This is a genomic window from Micromonospora sp. NPDC048930 (genome assembly GCF_043197935.1).
Taxonomy (GTDB): Bacteria; Actinomycetota; Actinomycetes; order Mycobacteriales; family Micromonosporaceae; genus Micromonospora.
On sequence record NZ_JBICUB010000001.1, the window covers coordinates 826,457 to 840,369 of the forward strand.

At 73.2% G+C, this 13,913-nt stretch carries 13 protein-coding genes; 11 read left to right on the forward strand and 2 right to left on the reverse strand.

Translation table 11 applies throughout. The features are described 5' to 3' along the window. Nucleotides 1-34: 34 nt before the first annotated feature. Nucleotides 35-472 carry a VOC family protein gene (locus ACGFI9_RS03520; protein WP_393174438.1) on the reverse strand — a complete coding sequence of 146 codons (438 nt, stop codon included), beginning with the start codon at nt 470-472 and terminating at the stop codon, nt 35-37. A 167-nt stretch (nt 473-639) separates the two neighbouring features. On the opposite strand from ACGFI9_RS03520, the gene ACGFI9_RS03525 reads away from it, so the two are divergent. The 4 genes from ACGFI9_RS03525 to ACGFI9_RS03540 all read left to right on the forward strand — a co-directional run bounded on the left by ACGFI9_RS03525 (nt 640) and on the right by ACGFI9_RS03540 (nt 4,053). Continuing rightward, nucleotides 640-1,599, forward strand: coding sequence for a helix-turn-helix transcriptional regulator (locus tag ACGFI9_RS03525; RefSeq protein ID WP_393174440.1), 960 nt, complete (start codon nt 640-642; stop codon nt 1,597-1,599). An 80-nt stretch (nt 1,600-1,679) separates the two neighbouring features. Then, nucleotides 1,680-2,669, forward strand: coding sequence for an SDR family oxidoreductase (locus ACGFI9_RS03530; protein ID WP_393174442.1), 990 nt, complete (start codon nt 1,680-1,682; stop codon nt 2,667-2,669). A gap of 93 nt (nt 2,670-2,762) precedes the next feature. Next, entirely contained in the window at nt 2,763-3,305 is a 543-nt protein-coding gene (locus ACGFI9_RS03535; protein WP_393174444.1) for a DUF5565 family protein, read from the forward strand. 124 nt (nt 3,306-3,429) lie between these two features. After that, nucleotides 3,430-4,053, forward strand: coding sequence for a hypothetical protein (locus ACGFI9_RS03540; protein ID WP_393175225.1), 624 nt, complete (start codon nt 3,430-3,432; stop codon nt 4,051-4,053). A gap of 48 nt (nt 4,054-4,101) precedes the next feature. Here ACGFI9_RS03540 and ACGFI9_RS03545 read toward each other — a convergent pair whose 3' ends face one another. Continuing rightward, complete coding sequence (locus tag ACGFI9_RS03545) at nt 4,102-4,845, reverse strand: GntR family transcriptional regulator (RefSeq protein ID WP_393174446.1); 744 nt, start codon at nt 4,843-4,845, stop codon at nt 4,102-4,104. Nucleotides 4,846-5,116: 271 nt separating this feature from the next. On the opposite strand from ACGFI9_RS03545, the gene ACGFI9_RS03550 reads away from it, so the two are divergent. Genes ACGFI9_RS03550 through ACGFI9_RS03580 form a run of 7 tightly spaced genes read left to right on the forward strand, consistent with a single transcriptional unit; the run spans nt 5,117 to nt 13,861 of the window. Next, nucleotides 5,117-6,217, forward strand: a complete 1,101-nt coding sequence (locus ACGFI9_RS03550; RefSeq protein WP_393174448.1) for an ABC transporter substrate-binding protein — start codon at nt 5,117-5,119, stop codon at nt 6,215-6,217. A gap of 26 nt (nt 6,218-6,243) precedes the next feature. Continuing rightward, on the forward strand, nt 6,244-7,764 hold the full coding sequence (locus tag ACGFI9_RS03555) for a sugar ABC transporter ATP-binding protein (protein WP_393174450.1): 1,521 nt from the start codon (nt 6,244-6,246) through the stop codon (nt 7,762-7,764). Next, nucleotides 7,761-8,720, forward strand: coding sequence for an ABC transporter permease (locus ACGFI9_RS03560; protein WP_393174452.1), 960 nt, complete (start codon nt 7,761-7,763; stop codon nt 8,718-8,720). Before ACGFI9_RS03555 ends, ACGFI9_RS03560 begins: the two co-directional genes overlap by 4 nt. Next, the gene (locus tag ACGFI9_RS03565; RefSeq protein ID WP_393174454.1) at nt 8,717-9,736 is read left to right on the forward strand and encodes an ABC transporter permease; all 1,020 of its coding nucleotides are present in this window, start codon (nt 8,717-8,719) and stop codon (nt 9,734-9,736) included. The genes ACGFI9_RS03560 and ACGFI9_RS03565 overlap by 4 nt, the downstream gene beginning before the upstream one ends. Further along, the gene (lsrF, locus tag ACGFI9_RS03570) at nt 9,729-10,613 is read left to right on the forward strand and encodes a 3-hydroxy-5-phosphonooxypentane-2,4-dione thiolase (RefSeq protein WP_393174456.1); all 885 of its coding nucleotides are present in this window, start codon (nt 9,729-9,731) and stop codon (nt 10,611-10,613) included. Before ACGFI9_RS03565 ends, lsrF begins: the two co-directional genes overlap by 8 nt. A gap of 60 nt (nt 10,614-10,673) precedes the next feature. Further along, nucleotides 10,674-12,335 carry a glycerol-3-phosphate dehydrogenase/oxidase gene (locus ACGFI9_RS03575; protein WP_393174458.1) on the forward strand — a complete coding sequence of 554 codons (1,662 nt, stop codon included), beginning with the start codon at nt 10,674-10,676 and terminating at the stop codon, nt 12,333-12,335. Then, on the forward strand, nt 12,332-13,861 hold the full coding sequence (locus ACGFI9_RS03580) for an FGGY-family carbohydrate kinase (protein WP_393174460.1): 1,530 nt from the start codon (nt 12,332-12,334) through the stop codon (nt 13,859-13,861). The genes ACGFI9_RS03575 and ACGFI9_RS03580 overlap by 4 nt, the downstream gene beginning before the upstream one ends. Nucleotides 13,862-13,913: the final 52 nt, after the last annotated feature.

A 13,913-nucleotide genomic window follows, 5' to 3' on the forward strand; every position in this document is an offset into this window, starting at 1 on the left:
TCGCGGGCCGGCCCGGCGGCGCCGCCGTGGCTGATCAGTCGAGGCAGAACACGTTGCCCTCGGGGTCGGCCATCACGAGGTGACCGGCGCCGAGCGGCGGCGCGGGCTCGTGGCGCCGTAGCCGGGTGGCGCCGTGGGAGACCAGCCGCTCGGCCTCCGCCTCCAGGGCCGCCATCCGTGCGTCGCCGGCCAGCCCGGGGGCGGCTCGCACATCGAGGTGCACGGGGTTCTTGGCCTGCTTGCGCTCGGGCACCCGCTGGAAGAACAGGCGCGGCCCGGAACCCTCGGGGTCGACCACCGCCGAGGCGTCGTTGCGCCTCTCGGGCGGCACGCCCATCGCCTCCAGGGCCTGCTCCCACGACTCGAAGCCCCTGGGCGGGTCCTGGAGCCGGTAGCCGAGGGCCTCGGCCCAGAACGCCGCCAACGCGGCCGGGTCCGCGCAGTCAAAGGTGATCTGAACGTCGCGGGCCATCTCAGTTCGCCTCCCGTTGGGTCTGCCGCCGGGTCAGCAGGCACGGATTCGTCCAGTGCCCGGCGAGCCGGTCGCGGTGCGGGAGATTCCAGTTCTGGTCGGTCATGGTTGCAGGCTCGCACGAATAGCGGACAGGATCGTTCCGTGATCTGTGAAACGATGAGCGCGTGACCGTCGAGGCGACGACCGAGCGGGTGCTGCGGCTGCTGGCGCTGCTGCAGCGGCGGCCGTCCTGGACCGCCGTCGAGCTCGCCGCCGAGCTGCGGGTCACCGACCGCTCGGTGCGCCGCGACGTGGAGCGGCTGCGCGCGCTCGGCTACCCCGTGCACGCGACGCCGGGTGTGGGCGGCGGCTACCAGCTGGGCGCGGGGACCCGACTGCCGCCGCTGCTCCTGGACGACGAGGAGGCGATCGCGACGGCGGTGTCCCTGCGGCTGGCGTCGGGGGGCACGGTCGCCGGGGCGGGCGAGGCGGCGCTGCGGGCGCTCGCGAAGCTCGACCAGGTGATGCCGTCCCGGCTGCGCGCCGAGGTGCGGGCGGTGCACGGCGCCACCGAGACCCTGGTCGGCCCCGGGGTCGAGATCGACGCGGAGGTGCTGGTGACGCTCGCGCGGGCCTGTCGTGACGCCGTGCGGGTGCGGTTCCGCTACGCCGGCCGCGACGGCGGGGAGCGCGAGCGCACGGTCGAGCCGGTGCGGATGGTCACCACCGGCCGCCGCTGGTACCTGATGGCCCTCGACGTCGACCGGGACGACTGGCGCACCTTCCGGCTGGACCGGATGCACGACGTGGTGGCGACGACCTGGCGCTTCCGGCCCAGGGAGCATCCGGACCCGGTCGCCCACGTGCAGCGGTCCGTGACCGAGGCGCCGTACCGGTATCTCGCCCGGGTGCGGCTGCACGCCCGGCCGGAGCGGGTGCGGGAGCTGGTGCCGCCCCAGGTGGGGCGGGTCGAGGACGACCGCGACGGGTGGTGCGTGCTCGTCGTCGGCGGGGACCACCTCGACTGGCTCGCGGCGCAGGTGGCGCGGCTGGGCTTCGAGGCGGAGGTGCTGGAGCCGCCGGAGCTGCGGGAGGCGGCCGCCCGGCTCGCCCGCCGCCTCGCGGCGATGGCCGGGACCGGCTGACGGACCGGTGGGTCCCTGCGCCAGCGCCGGGCCTCGACCCGGCCGGACCAACGGTCAGGTCCATGGCATAGCGTGCGGGGGTGACTGCCTTGAAGGTCCTGTTCGTCGGCGGCAGCGGCATCATCAGTTCGGCCTGCGCCCGCTTGGCGGTCGAGCGGGGCATCGAGCTGACGGTGCTCACCCGCGGCGGTACCACCCTCCGGCCCTTCCCGCCCGAGGCGACCGTGCTGTGCGCCGACATCCGCGACCCGGAATCGGTGCGGGCCGCCCTCGGCGGCCGCGAGTTCGACGCGGTCGTGGACTGGGTCGCGTTCACGCCGGAGCACGTGCGGACCGACATCGACCTGTTCCGTGGCCGCACCGGACAGTACGTGTTCATCAGCTCGGCGTCGGCGTATCAGACTCCCCCGGCGCGGGTGCCGATCATCGAGTCGATGCCGCTGCGCAATCCCTTCTGGCAGTACTCGCGGGACAAGATCGCATGCGAGGACCTGCTCGTCGCGGCCTACCGCGACGAGGAGTTCCCGGCGACGATCGTGCGGCCCTCGCACACGTACGACAAGACGTTGGTCCCGTTCGACGGCGGCTGGACCGTGCTCGGCCGGATGCGGCAGGGCAGGGAGATCGTGGTGCACGGCGACGGCACCTCACTGTGGACGCTCACCCACCACGCGGATTTCGCCCGCGGCTTCGTACCCCTGCTCGGTCATCCACGCACGCTCGGCGACGTCTTCCACATCACCTCCGACGAGGCCCTGACGTGGGACCAGATCGCCGAGACGCTCGCGGCCGCCGCCGGGGTCGAGGCCCGCATCGTCCACGTGCCGTCGGACGCGATCGCAGCGGCCGACCCGGAGTGGGGCGCCGGCCTGCTCGGCGACAAGGCACATTCGATGGTCTTCGACAACGGCAAGCTGCGCAGCGTCGTACCGGACTACGTCGCCACCATTCCGTTCTTCCAGGGGGCCCGGGAGATCGTCGCCTGGTACGACGAGGATCCCGCGCGCCAGCGGGTCGACGCGCGGCTGGACGCGGTGATGGACCGGCTGATCGAGCGCTACCGACCGTGATGCTCCGGGCAGCGTCACGCTGCTGGCGCGTGCCGCGCTCCCGGCGCCGGCCCTTCTCCGATATCCGTTTGGGGGCGGTGAGACCATGCGGGCGTGCACAAGATCCCTACGCTGTTCCGCCGCGACCCGGACGACCGCAGGCGCGTCCTGCCCGAGGCCGATCCCGCCTGCCAGTGGGTTCTCGACGGCGAGGGCACGCCGACGCGGAAGTACGACGGCACCTGCGTGATGCTCGACGAGGACGGCACATGGTGGGCCCGCCGCGAGGTGCGACCGGGCCGGACGCGACCGCCCGGCTACCGGCCGGTGATGACCGACGAGGTCACCGGCAAGACCGTCGGTTGGGAACCGATCGAGCAGTCGCCGTACGCGCGGTACCACGCCGAGGCCCTCGCCGGTTCGCCGCAGCGGCGGAGCCCCGGCACCTACGAGCTGATCGGGCCGAAGATCAACGGAAACCCGGAGGGCGTGCCCGCTCACGCGCTCGTACCGCACGCTGACGCGGAGCGGCTCGACGTACCGCGCGACCTGGACGGCCTGCGCGACTGGCTGCTCGCGCACCCGCAGTACGAGGGCATCGTCTGGCACCATCCCGACGGCCGGCGAGCCAAGTTGAAGCACCGCGACTTCGCCTGACCCGGCACCCCGCCGAGCGGGATCATTTCAGGAGGTGAGCGCGGTGGGTCCGGCGCATCGGAACACGTCGCTTCCGCGCGTGGTGCGACCAGCGGACCTCGCCGGCCGGACCGCCGCCCAACTGATGGACGTGCTGCAGGCGGTCGTGGCGATCCTGGCCCTGCCGCAGTCCGCCGCCGAGCGCGTCGACGCGCTCGTCGTACCGGTCGGCCAGGGCGAGGAGTGGCGGCTCACCCACGGCATTCGACGCTGGGAGACCAACCCGGAGATCAGCCACCTGCTGGTGGCGAACGGCAACCCGGCCGAGGAGACCTACCAGCCGCTCACGCTCCCCTATCTGCGCGGGCTCGGCCTGCGCCGCCTCGACGGGGTCCACCTGCAGGCGGAGCCGGCGCCCCACACCGGCCTGCAGGCCGCGTGGATCGCCGGCCGGGTCGAGGCCCTCGGCATCACGAGTCTCGCCCTCACCGTCTCCGCCTACCACCTGCCCCGCGTCTACCTCACCGTCCTCAGAGCACTCAGCCGCGTCGGCATCCGCGTCCCGCTCATCCCGGATCCGGTGCCGGTCTCGCCCGACACCCCGGCTCCGGAGACGCAGGCGACCGCCTACGACCTGCTCCCCGGGGAGGCGGAACGGATCCTCGCGTACCTGGACGAGGGATGGGTCGCCGGCGTCGAGGAACTACGGCGATACCTCCGCTGGCTGTGGACCGAGCACGAGGCATTCCTCACCGGGACCCGCGCCTGAAGCGAGAGCCCGGCGACCCGCGCCGGACGGAACGGCCTGACCGCCGGCTCAGCGGATTCCGACGAAGAAGCGGGTCTGGTCGCTGCGGTGCAAGGCGTGGTAGGCCTCGAAACGGGTCCCGTCCGGCAGCCAGGCGACGGATTCGATGCCGAGCAGCGGCGTTGAGGTGGTGATCTCCAGCAGGGCGGCGTCCTCGGGTTCGGGGAAGACGGCCTCGATCCAGCGGTCCGCCCCGACCGGCTCCAGGCCGTACCGGCGGCGCAGCACGTCGTACAGCGACTGGTTCTCCAGCACCGCGCGGTCCAGGCCGGGGACCAGCCGGGCCGGCAGGGCCGTGTCGACGAGCAGCCAGGGCTGGCCGTCGACGCGTCTGAGCCGGCGCATCCGCACGACCGGCTCGCCGGGCGGGATCTGCAGGAGTTCGGCCTCGCGCTGGTCCGCCGGGCCGAGGGTCTGACTGATCGTGTGGGTGGTGACCCGGCGTCCCGACTCCCGCAGGTCGTCGGCGGAGCCGGAGACGGAGCCGACGAAGCGCAGCTCGGTCTTGCGGGGGGCGACGAAGGCGCCGCGCCCCTTGACCTTGTAGATCATCCGTTGCTGGACGAGCTCGCGCAGCGCCTCACGGACGACGGTGCGGGACACGCCGTAGAGGTCGGTCAGCTCCGCCTCGGACGGCAGCGGCTGGTCCGGGGCGATGTCGCCGGCCTCGATCTGGCCGCGCAGCTCCCGCATCAGCTGCATCCACAGCGGCTCGCTCCCGTCCCGGGTGAGCCGCCGGTAGGTCATCGTCATGGACTTCCTTCCCATCGACCACGTACAGCATGCCATGTCCGGCCGGCTGTCATGACAGGCCCGTGCGGGCGTACCGGGCACAGTGCCGAGCCGACACGGGAAGGTAACCAGGCTCACTGTGACTTGAAACACGTTTGTCATCCAGCTCTAGCGGACCTGTCACTACAGGTCTGTAATGACTGCACTTCACCGCAGCCCCCAGCCGCGGTCAGCCGACTGAGCACGTCCACTCCCGCTGCGCGGGTTTTCGCTCTCTCTGGAGGCCCCCACCATGCGTACCCATCTCTCATCCCGACGGCGGCGCACCGCGGTCGTGGCCGCGCTCGTCGCGGCCGTCGCGCTCACCGCGACCGGCTGCGGCTCCGGCGCGAGCGGCGGCGACGCCAAGAGCGGCGACAAGCCGTTCATCGCGCTGAGCAACGGCTTCATCGGCAACGGCTGGCGGCAGACGATGATCGCCAAGTTCGAGGCGGCCGCCACCAAGGCGCAGAACGACGGGCTGATCGGCAAGTTCAAGGTCGTCAACGCCCCCGGCGAGAACTCGGCCACCGAGCAGGTCGCCCAGATCAAGAGCCTGCTGCTGCAGAAGCCGGACGCCCTGCTGATCGACCCGGCCTCGCCGACCGCGCTCAAGCCGGTCATCCAGCAGGCCTGCGACGCCGGCATCAAGGTCGTGGTCTTCGACTCGGCGATCGACGCCCCCTGCGCCCACGTGCTGCTCAACAGCTTCAAGGACTGGGCGACGGCCGCGGCCGAGCCGCTGGTGAAGGGCATCGGTGGCAAGGGCACGGTCATCGTCAGCCGCGGCGTGGTCGGCTCCCAGCCCGAGGCGGAGATGTACCAGACGACGCAGGACATCCTGGCCAAGAACCCGGACGTCAAGGTCGCCGCGACCGTCAACGGCATGTGCGACGGCGCCAAGGCGCAGAAGGCCGTGCTGGGTGTGCTGTCCAGCGTGCCGAAGGTCGACGGGGTCATCGGCTGCGGCGACGGTTACGGCGTCGCCCAGGCCTTCAACACGGCCGGCAAGCCGCTCCCGGCGCTCACCTTCGAGACCAACGGCCGGGCGCTGAAGTACTGGCTGGACAGCAAGCTCGACAACGGCTCGGTCGCGGTCATGTCCGACCCGGGCCAGTCGGTCGCCGCCCTGTGGGAGGCGATCGACCTGCTGGACGGCAAGGACGTCCCGAAGGAGATGACCTTCCCGATCGTGCTGGTGGAGCAGAAGGACCTGGCCGCGTGGGCCAGCGTCCTGAAGCCCGACGAGTACGCCGCGTGGCCGTGGACCCAGGAGCTGTTCCGCAAGCAGGTCGAGGCCGTCAAGAGCGGTGCCACCCCGGTGCAGCCGCCCATCCCGACGACCGCCGGCTGACCGGACAGCAACGCAAGGAGCGCATCATGCACGTCGACAACCTGCCGGTGGGGTCGCACGCGGCCCCGCCGCAGGGCGGCCGGACGCCGTCCGCGGCACCGCCGGTCGTCACCGCGCGGCGGGTGACCAGGACGTACGGGCGTACCCGGGCCCTCACCGGCGTGGACCTCGACGTCCGCGCCGGTGAGGTGCTCGGCCTCGTCGGTCACAACGGCGCCGGCAAGAGCACGCTGATGCGCGTCCTCGCCGGCCTCGAAGCGTGCGACGAGGGCACGGTCGTCGTCGGTGGGCAGGAGGCGCCGGGTGCCGACCCGTTCCGGGCCGTCCGGATGGCCTACCAGGAGACGTCGCTCTGCCCGGATCTCACGGTCGCGGAGAACATCTGGGTCTCCTCCCGGCACTGCCTGCCCCGGCTGGGCTGGCGGCGGGCGGCCAGCACGGCCGTCGCCCGGCGCCTGGACGAGATGTTCCCGGGCCACGGGGTGTCGCCGCGGGACCGGGTCGAGGACCTGTCGTTGGCCCAGCGGCAGATGGTGGAGATCGTCCGGGCCAGCCTGGTCGACCGGCTCGCCCTGCTGATCCTGGACGAGCCGACCGAGTCGCTCGGCCCGGACGCCGCCCGCTCGCTCTACGCGTACGTCCGCCGGCTCACCGCCCGGGGCACGGCCGTCCTGCTCATCTCGCACCGCATCCGTGAGGTGCTCTCGGTGGCCGACCGCGTCGCGGTGATGCGCGACGGCGCGGTCGTCGCGGAGCGGCCCGCGGGCGGTCTCAGCGAGCGGGACGTGCTCACCCTGATGGGTGCCGAGGTGGTCGAACCCACCGCGGCGCCCGCGCCCGCCCGGCCGGCCGGTGCGGGGCCGGTCGTCGCCGAACTGCGCGGCGCCACCGGCCACGGCCTGCACGACGTGTCGATCACGGTGGGCCGGGGTGAGGTCGTCGGCCTGGCCGGGCTCGCCGGCCAGGGTCAGCAGCAGGTGCTCGAACGGCTCTGGCGCCCGGCCCGCCGGGACACCCGGGTCGAGGGCAGCCGCGCCTACGTCCCCGGTGACCGGCAGCGCTCCGGCGTCCTGCCACTGTGGTCCGTAGCGGAGAACCTCATCGTCACCGCCATGCGCGGCCTGGCCCGGTACGGCGTACGCCGCTCGGGGGCGGAGCACGCGGCGGTCCGCGACTGGGTGGACCGGCTGGCGATCCGTGGTGGCGCCGACGCGGCCATGACCGAGCTCAGCGGGGGCAACCAGCAGAAGGTCATCGTGGCCCGGGCGTTCGCCTCCACGGCCGACCTGGTCCTGCTCGACGACCCGTTCCGCGGGGTCGACGTGCACACCAAGACCGACCTCTACGCGCTCATCCGGCAGGAGGCGGCAGGCGGCCGCAGCGTGGTCTGGTACTCGAGCGAGAACGCCGAGATGGCGCACTGCGACCGGGTCTACGTGCTGCGGGCCGGCCGGGTCGTCGCCGAGCTGACCGGCGCGGAGATCTCCGAGGAACGGATCATCGCCGTCTCCTTCGCCGAATCCGAGTCGACAGGAGCACCGCGATGACGAATCTCGTCGCGACGGCGATGCCGTCCCGGGCCGTGCTGCGCCGCACCGGACCCGCCATCGTCAGCACGGTCGCCATGGTGGCCATGGTGGTGGTCTGCTCGTCGTTGCAGTCCGACGTGCTGACCGTGCCCGGCCTCGCGTTGATCCTCTCGACCACCGTGCCGCTGGTCATCGCGGCACAGGCCCAGATGGTGCTGATGGCGGTGGGCGACATCGACCTCGGCATCGGCAACTTCGTCGGCCTGGTCACCGTCATCACCGCCACGAAGCTGGTCTCCTCCCCCGGCACCGGCGCGCTGCTGCTGCTCGGGCTCGTGGCGGCGTACGCGGTGCTCGGCGCGCTGATCCACCTGCGCCGGGTGCCGTCGCTGATCGCCACCCTCGGCGCCTCGTTCGTCTGGCTGGGTCTGGGACTGTTCGTCCTGCCCACCCCGGGCGGCAGCACGCCGGAGTGGCTGGCGGCCTTCGGCTCCTGGCAGCCGGGCGGCTTCCCCGCCCCGCTGCTGCCGATCCTCGTCGTCGCGGCGCTGGTCTGGCTGCTGTCCGCCCGCAGTTCCGTCGGGGTGCGGGTCCGCGCGCTGGGCAGCAACCCGGTCGCGCTGCAACGGGCCGGCCTGCGACCGCTGGCCGCCCGGGTCGTCGCGTACGCCGTGGCCGGCACGCTCGGCGTGCTCTCCGGGCTCGTGCTCGCCTCGCAGACCGGCGGCGGGGACGTCTCGTCCGCCACCAGCTACACGCTGATCACGGTCGCCGCGGTGATCCTCGGCGGCGGGTCCTTCGCCGGCGGCACCGCCGTGCCGTGGGGGGTCGCCATCGGCGGCATCACCCTCGGCCTGGTCAGTGTCGTCCTCAGCCTGCTCGACGTGCCGTCGAACATGCAGTCGGCCGTGCAGGGCGCGATCGTGCTGGCCGTGCTCGCCGGCCGCGTCGTGGTCGGAAAGGTGCTCCGATGACCCTCCGTACGCTCGCCCGCCCCTGGATCTGGGGCTTCGTCGCCGCCGCGCTGGTCTGGGCCACCATCCTGGCCATCTCCAGCCAGGGTGGCGGGCAGACCGTCTCGCTCGCGCTGTCGCTGGCTCCGTACCTGGTCATCGTCGGCGTGGGCCAGATGCTGGTGATCACCGCCGGGCCGGGCAACATCGACGTGTCGGTGGCGCCGGTCATCTCCCTGGCCGGGTTCGTCGCGGTCCAGGTGACCGCGTCCACCGGGTCGGTGCCGGTCGGCCTCCTGGCCGGCATCGGGACCGGGCTGGCCGTGGCGGTGGTCAGCGTGGTGGCGATCCTCGGGCTGTCCGTCCCGCCGATCATCGCCACCCTGGCCGCCGGGCTGATCGCCTCCTCGCTGACGCTGTCGCTGGCCGACGGCTTCACCGCGGTGCCGGACGACGGGTTGCGCGCGCTGCTCAACCTGCGCCCGGCCGGCGTGCCCGTGCTCGCCGTCGCGGTGGCCGCGCTGACCGCGCTGGTCGTGGCGCTGCTGCGGCGCACCACGTACGGCCGCTCGCTGCTCGCGGTCGGCCAGAGCCGCCCGGCCGCGGAACGGGCCGGCATCCCGGTCGGCCGGATCATCGCCGCCACCTATCTGGCCAGTGGCGCCCTCGCCGGACTGGCGGGCGCGCTGCTCGCCGCCTACATCGCGCCGTCGCCCGACCTGGGCACGCGCTACCTGCTCGACTCGGTCGCCGTCGTCGTCATCGGCGGCACGCTCATCTCGGGCGGCCGGGCCGTGCCGGTCGGCATCTGGGGCAGCGCGCTGTTCTTCATCCTGCTCGACGGTCTCGTCAACCTCGTGGGCTGGAGCACGGCCGCGCAGAACCTGCTCAAGGGCGGCCTGGTGCTGTTCGTCCTCTTACTCGCCGGTGGCGGAACGCTCCGCACCGCCGCCGGCACCACCCGACCCCGTCGACGGCCGCGACCCGCGGCCGCGACCACCGCTGGAACTGACACAGGAGAGAACCACAATGGCTGACACCGACGGTCTGCTCGACGCCCGTGATTTCGGCGGGGCCGCTCCCACCGCCGCGGGCTTCCACGTCAAGGGAGCCCACGCCCAGGACTGGGGCCTGCAGAACCGGCTGTCCCGGATCTTCCGGCCCGACAACGGCCGTACGGTGATGCTGGCCTTCGACCACGGCTACTTCCTCGGGCCGATGGCCGGCCTGGAGCGGATCGACACCAACATCGCCCCGCTGGTGCCGGACGCCGACGCGATCATGATGACCCGCGGCGCCCTGCGCACCAGCATCCCGTCGCACAGCAGCGCCGGCATCGTGCTGCGGGCCAGCGGCGGGCCGAGCGTGCTCAAGGACCTCTCCGACGAGCACATCGCCCTGGACATCGAGGACGCCGTCCGGCTCAACGCCGCGGCGCTGGCCATCCAGGTGTTCATCGGCGGCGAGCACGAGTCCCGGTCGGTGGCGAACCTCGCCGCCCTGGTGGACGCCGGGCAGCGGCACGGCATCGCCGTGCTGGGCGTGACCGCCGTGGGCAAGGACATGGTCCGCGACGCCCGCTACTTCCGGCTCGCCACCCGGATCAGCGCCGAGATGGGCGCCCACATCGTCAAGACGTACTACGTCAACGAGGGCTTCGAGACGGTGACCGCCGCCTGCCCGGTGCCGATCATCGTCGCCGGCGGCAAGAAGCTCCCCGAACTCGACGCGCTGACCGTGGCGTACCGGGCGATGCAGGAGGGTGCCGCGGGCGTCGACATGGGCCGCAACATCTTCCAGAGCGAGCACCCGGCCGCGATGCTCGCCGCGGTCCGCGCCGTGGTGCACGACGACGCCAAGCCCGAGGACGCCTACGAGCTGTTCCGGGAGCGGTCGGCCGGTTCCGCGTCCTGATCATCGCCAGGGGTGCGGGCCGCCCACCCGGCCCGCACCCCGCATCTCCGGGAGCTCCTCATGCCACACCCACAGACCGGCGCCGATGACCTCGTCGACCTTGTGATCGTCGGCGCCGGCATCAACGGTCTCGCCATCGCCCGAGACGCCGCCAGCCGGGGCCTGAGCGTCGTCGTGGTCGACCGCGGTGACGTCGGCGCCGGCACCACCGCCACCTCCAGCCGGCTGATCCACGGCGGTCTGAAGTACCTCGAACGCTACGACTTCACCCTGGTGCACGAGTCGATCCGGGAACGGCACCTGCTGTTCCGCACCGCGCCGCACCTGGTGCACGACTACCCCATGCTGATCCCGTTCTACGCCGGCGACAGCCGGCCGGGACCGCTGATCCGCCTCGGCCTGGCCGCGTTCGACGTCCTGGCGGCGGGCCGCGGGCGTGGACGCAGCCGCGGCCTGTCCGCCCGGGCGATCGCCCGGCGCTGGCCCCACCTGTCCCGCACCGGGCTACGCGGCGGCGTGCTCTTCCACGACGCCCAGGTGCCGTGGGCCGAGCGGCTCTGCGTCGAGCTGCTGATCGACGCCGAGCGGCTGGGCGCGCGGGTGCTGACGTACACGACGGTGACCGGTCTGCTCGTCAGCGACGGACGCGTGCACGGGGTCCGGACCCGGGACAACCAGTCGGGGCGCGCGGCGGAGATCCGGGGCCGCCTCACGATCAACGCGGCCGGGCCGTGGATCGACCGGATCCTCGACGGCCAGGTCGACAGCGCGCGACTCAACGGCGGCACCAAGGGCAGCCACATCATCGTCGACCCGTTCCCGGGCGCCCCGGACACCTGCATCTTCTTCGAGGCCGCCGCCGACCAGCGACCGATCTTCATCTTCCCCTGGGCGGGCCGGTACGTCCTCGGCAGCACCGACCTCACCTACGAGGGGGACCTGGACGAGGTCGTCGCCAGCGACGCCGAGATCGACTACCTGCTGGCCGAGGCCAACCGGCTGTTCCCCCAGGCCGGACTCACCCCGGACGACGTGCTGTACAGCGTCGCCGGGATCCGCCCGCTGCCGTACACGGCCGGCGTGTCGGACAATGCCAAGATCAGTCGTGGGCACACCGTGCTCAACCACGCGCCCGCGTACCAGGGGCTGCTCACGATCATCGGCGGCAAGCTGACCACCCACCGCGCCCTCGGCGAGGACGCCACCGACGAGGCGCTGAAGGTGCTCGGCCGGCCGCGGCAACGGTGCACCACCCGGACCCGGCCGCTGCCCGGCGCCGACACCCCGGACTGGTACGCCTTCCGCACCGACTTCCAGCGGTCGGCCACCCCGTTCACCCCCGCCCAGTCGGCCCGGCTGCTGGACATCTACGGCGTCCGAGCCCGCCGGGTGCTGGAACTCGCCGAGGCCGACCCGGCACTGGCCGAGGTCGTCGACGAGCGGACCGGGGCGGTCGCCGCCGAGGTGGTGCTCGCCTTCCGGGAGGAGCGGGCGGTGACCTTGGCCGACGTGCTGCTTCGCCGTACGCTGGTCGGCCTCGGCCCGGACATGGCGGTGTCGACGGCCGTGACCTGCGCGGACGTCGCCGTACGGCAGCTCGGCTGGGACCCCGGACGGGCCGACGCCGAGGTGGCCGCCTACCGGGCGGAGCTGCGGCGCTTCCGCCCGCGCGGGCTGCACCTCGTCCCGGCGACCGGAACGAGCGACAGGAGGACGTCGTGACGATTCCGCACACCTGCTACCTCGGGGTCGACGTCGGCCTCACCGCCACCAAGGTGGCCGCGTTCGACGTCGTCGGGAACGAGCTGGCCGTGGTGCACGCCCGCACTCCGCGCACCAGCGTCACCGCCCACCGCCACGACGTCGACATGACCGCGCTGGCGGACACGGTGCTGTCGCTGCTGGCGGAGGTCGGCGGCAAGCTGGCCGCCGACGGGTACGCCCCGGCGGGCATCGGCGTGGCCGCACACGGCAACGGCATCTACCCGGTCGACGGGTCCCTGCGCCCGATCGGGCCGGCCATCGCCTCGTCGGACAGCCGGGCGCAGCACATCGTCCAGGCGATCCCGCCGGAGGGGGCCCGCCGGCTGGCCCGGGAGACCGGGTCGATCCCGTGGGCCGCCCAGCCCGCCGTCCTGCTGCGCTGGCTGCGGGACGCCGAGCCGGCGACGTACGCCGCCACCCGGTGGGTGCTGTCCTGCAAAGACTGGGTCACCGCGCAGCTCACCGGCGTGGCCGGCGCGGACTACAGCGACGCCAGCGCGTTCGGCATGGTCGGGCTCGACACCCGCGCGTACACGCCGACGGCGCTCGAACTGGTCGGGCTGCCCGCCGCCGACCTGGACCGGTTCCCCCCGCTGCGCCGGTCCGACGAGGTGGTCGCCGGGCTGAGCGCGGCGACCGCGGCCCGCACGGGGCTGCCCGAGGGCCTGCCGGTCATCGCCGGGTGCATGGACTGCGTCGCCGCCACGCTCGGCGCCGGCGGACGGGAGCTCGGGGACGGGACGATCATCGTCGGCACCTGGGCGATCAACGGGGTGGTGGTGCCCGCGCGGACCCCCGCCCCGGAGGTCACGCTCAGCGCGTTCATGCCCGATCCGGCCACGATGCTGGCCATGGAGGTGGCCCCCACCTCGGCGGCCAACCTCGAATGGCTCGCCTGCGCCGGGGTGCCCCACCAGCAGACCGGCGGCGTCGCCGCACCGGAACTGCTGCAGGAGGCCGCCGCGGTGCCGCCGGGCGCCGACGGCCTGCTGTTCCTGCCCTTCGTCAACGGCTCGCCCGAGCATCCGTCGGCGTCCGGCACGTTCCTCGGCATCTCCAGCAACCACCGCCGCGGCCACCTCACCCGCGCGGTCATCGAAGGCGTCGCGCAGTACCACCGGATGCAGCTCGACCGGGTGCTGGCCAGCGGCGCCGACGTCGGCGACCGGCCCTGGCGGCTGGCCGGTGGCGGGGCGCGGTCGGCCGTGTGGGCGCAGATCTTCGCCGACGTGCTCGGCCGCCCGGTGCGGCGGCAGCTCACCAGCGAGCTCGGCGCGCGGGGGGTCGCCTCCCTGCTGCCCGGCGCCCTCGGCCACGACGTGCCGCCCTGGACCGTCAACGACGCGGACGACCTCTGCGTGCACCCGGGGCCGGACCGCGCCGCCTACCTGGAGCACGCCCAGGTGTTCGACCGCTGTCTCGCCCGGATGTCCGCCGTCTGGTCGGAGGTGGAGCGCTACCGCAACCCTGGTCCGGGCCACTGACGGCACCAGGTCTGCACCGCGAGGACGCGGCTCCCGTCGGGTGACCGGGGAG

Coding starts and splice junctions, on each gene's coding strand:
- ACGFI9_RS03540 (WP_393175225.1), top strand. CDS start 3,430: ATGGACGTGCTGCAGGCGGTCGTGGCGATCCTGGCCCTGCCGCAGTCC.
- ACGFI9_RS03555 (WP_393174450.1), top strand. CDS start 6,244: ATGCACGTCGACAACCTGCCGGTGGGGTCGCACGCGGCCCCGCCGCAG.
- ACGFI9_RS03520 (WP_393174438.1), bottom strand. CDS start 472: ATGGCCCGCGACGTTCAGATCACCTTTGACTGCGCGGACCCGGCCGCG.
- ACGFI9_RS03565 (WP_393174454.1), top strand. CDS start 8,717: ATGACCCTCCGTACGCTCGCCCGCCCCTGGATCTGGGGCTTCGTCGCC.
- ACGFI9_RS03550 (WP_393174448.1), top strand. CDS start 5,117: ATGCGTACCCATCTCTCATCCCGACGGCGGCGCACCGCGGTCGTGGCC.
- lsrF (WP_393174456.1), top strand. CDS start 9,729: ATGGCTGACACCGACGGTCTGCTCGACGCCCGTGATTTCGGCGGGGCC.
- ACGFI9_RS03575 (WP_393174458.1), top strand. CDS start 10,674: ATGCCACACCCACAGACCGGCGCCGATGACCTCGTCGACCTTGTGATC.
- ACGFI9_RS03545 (WP_393174446.1), bottom strand. CDS start 4,845: ATGACGATGACCTACCGGCGGCTCACCCGGGACGGGAGCGAGCCGCTG.
- ACGFI9_RS03560 (WP_393174452.1), top strand. CDS start 7,761: ATGACGAATCTCGTCGCGACGGCGATGCCGTCCCGGGCCGTGCTGCGC.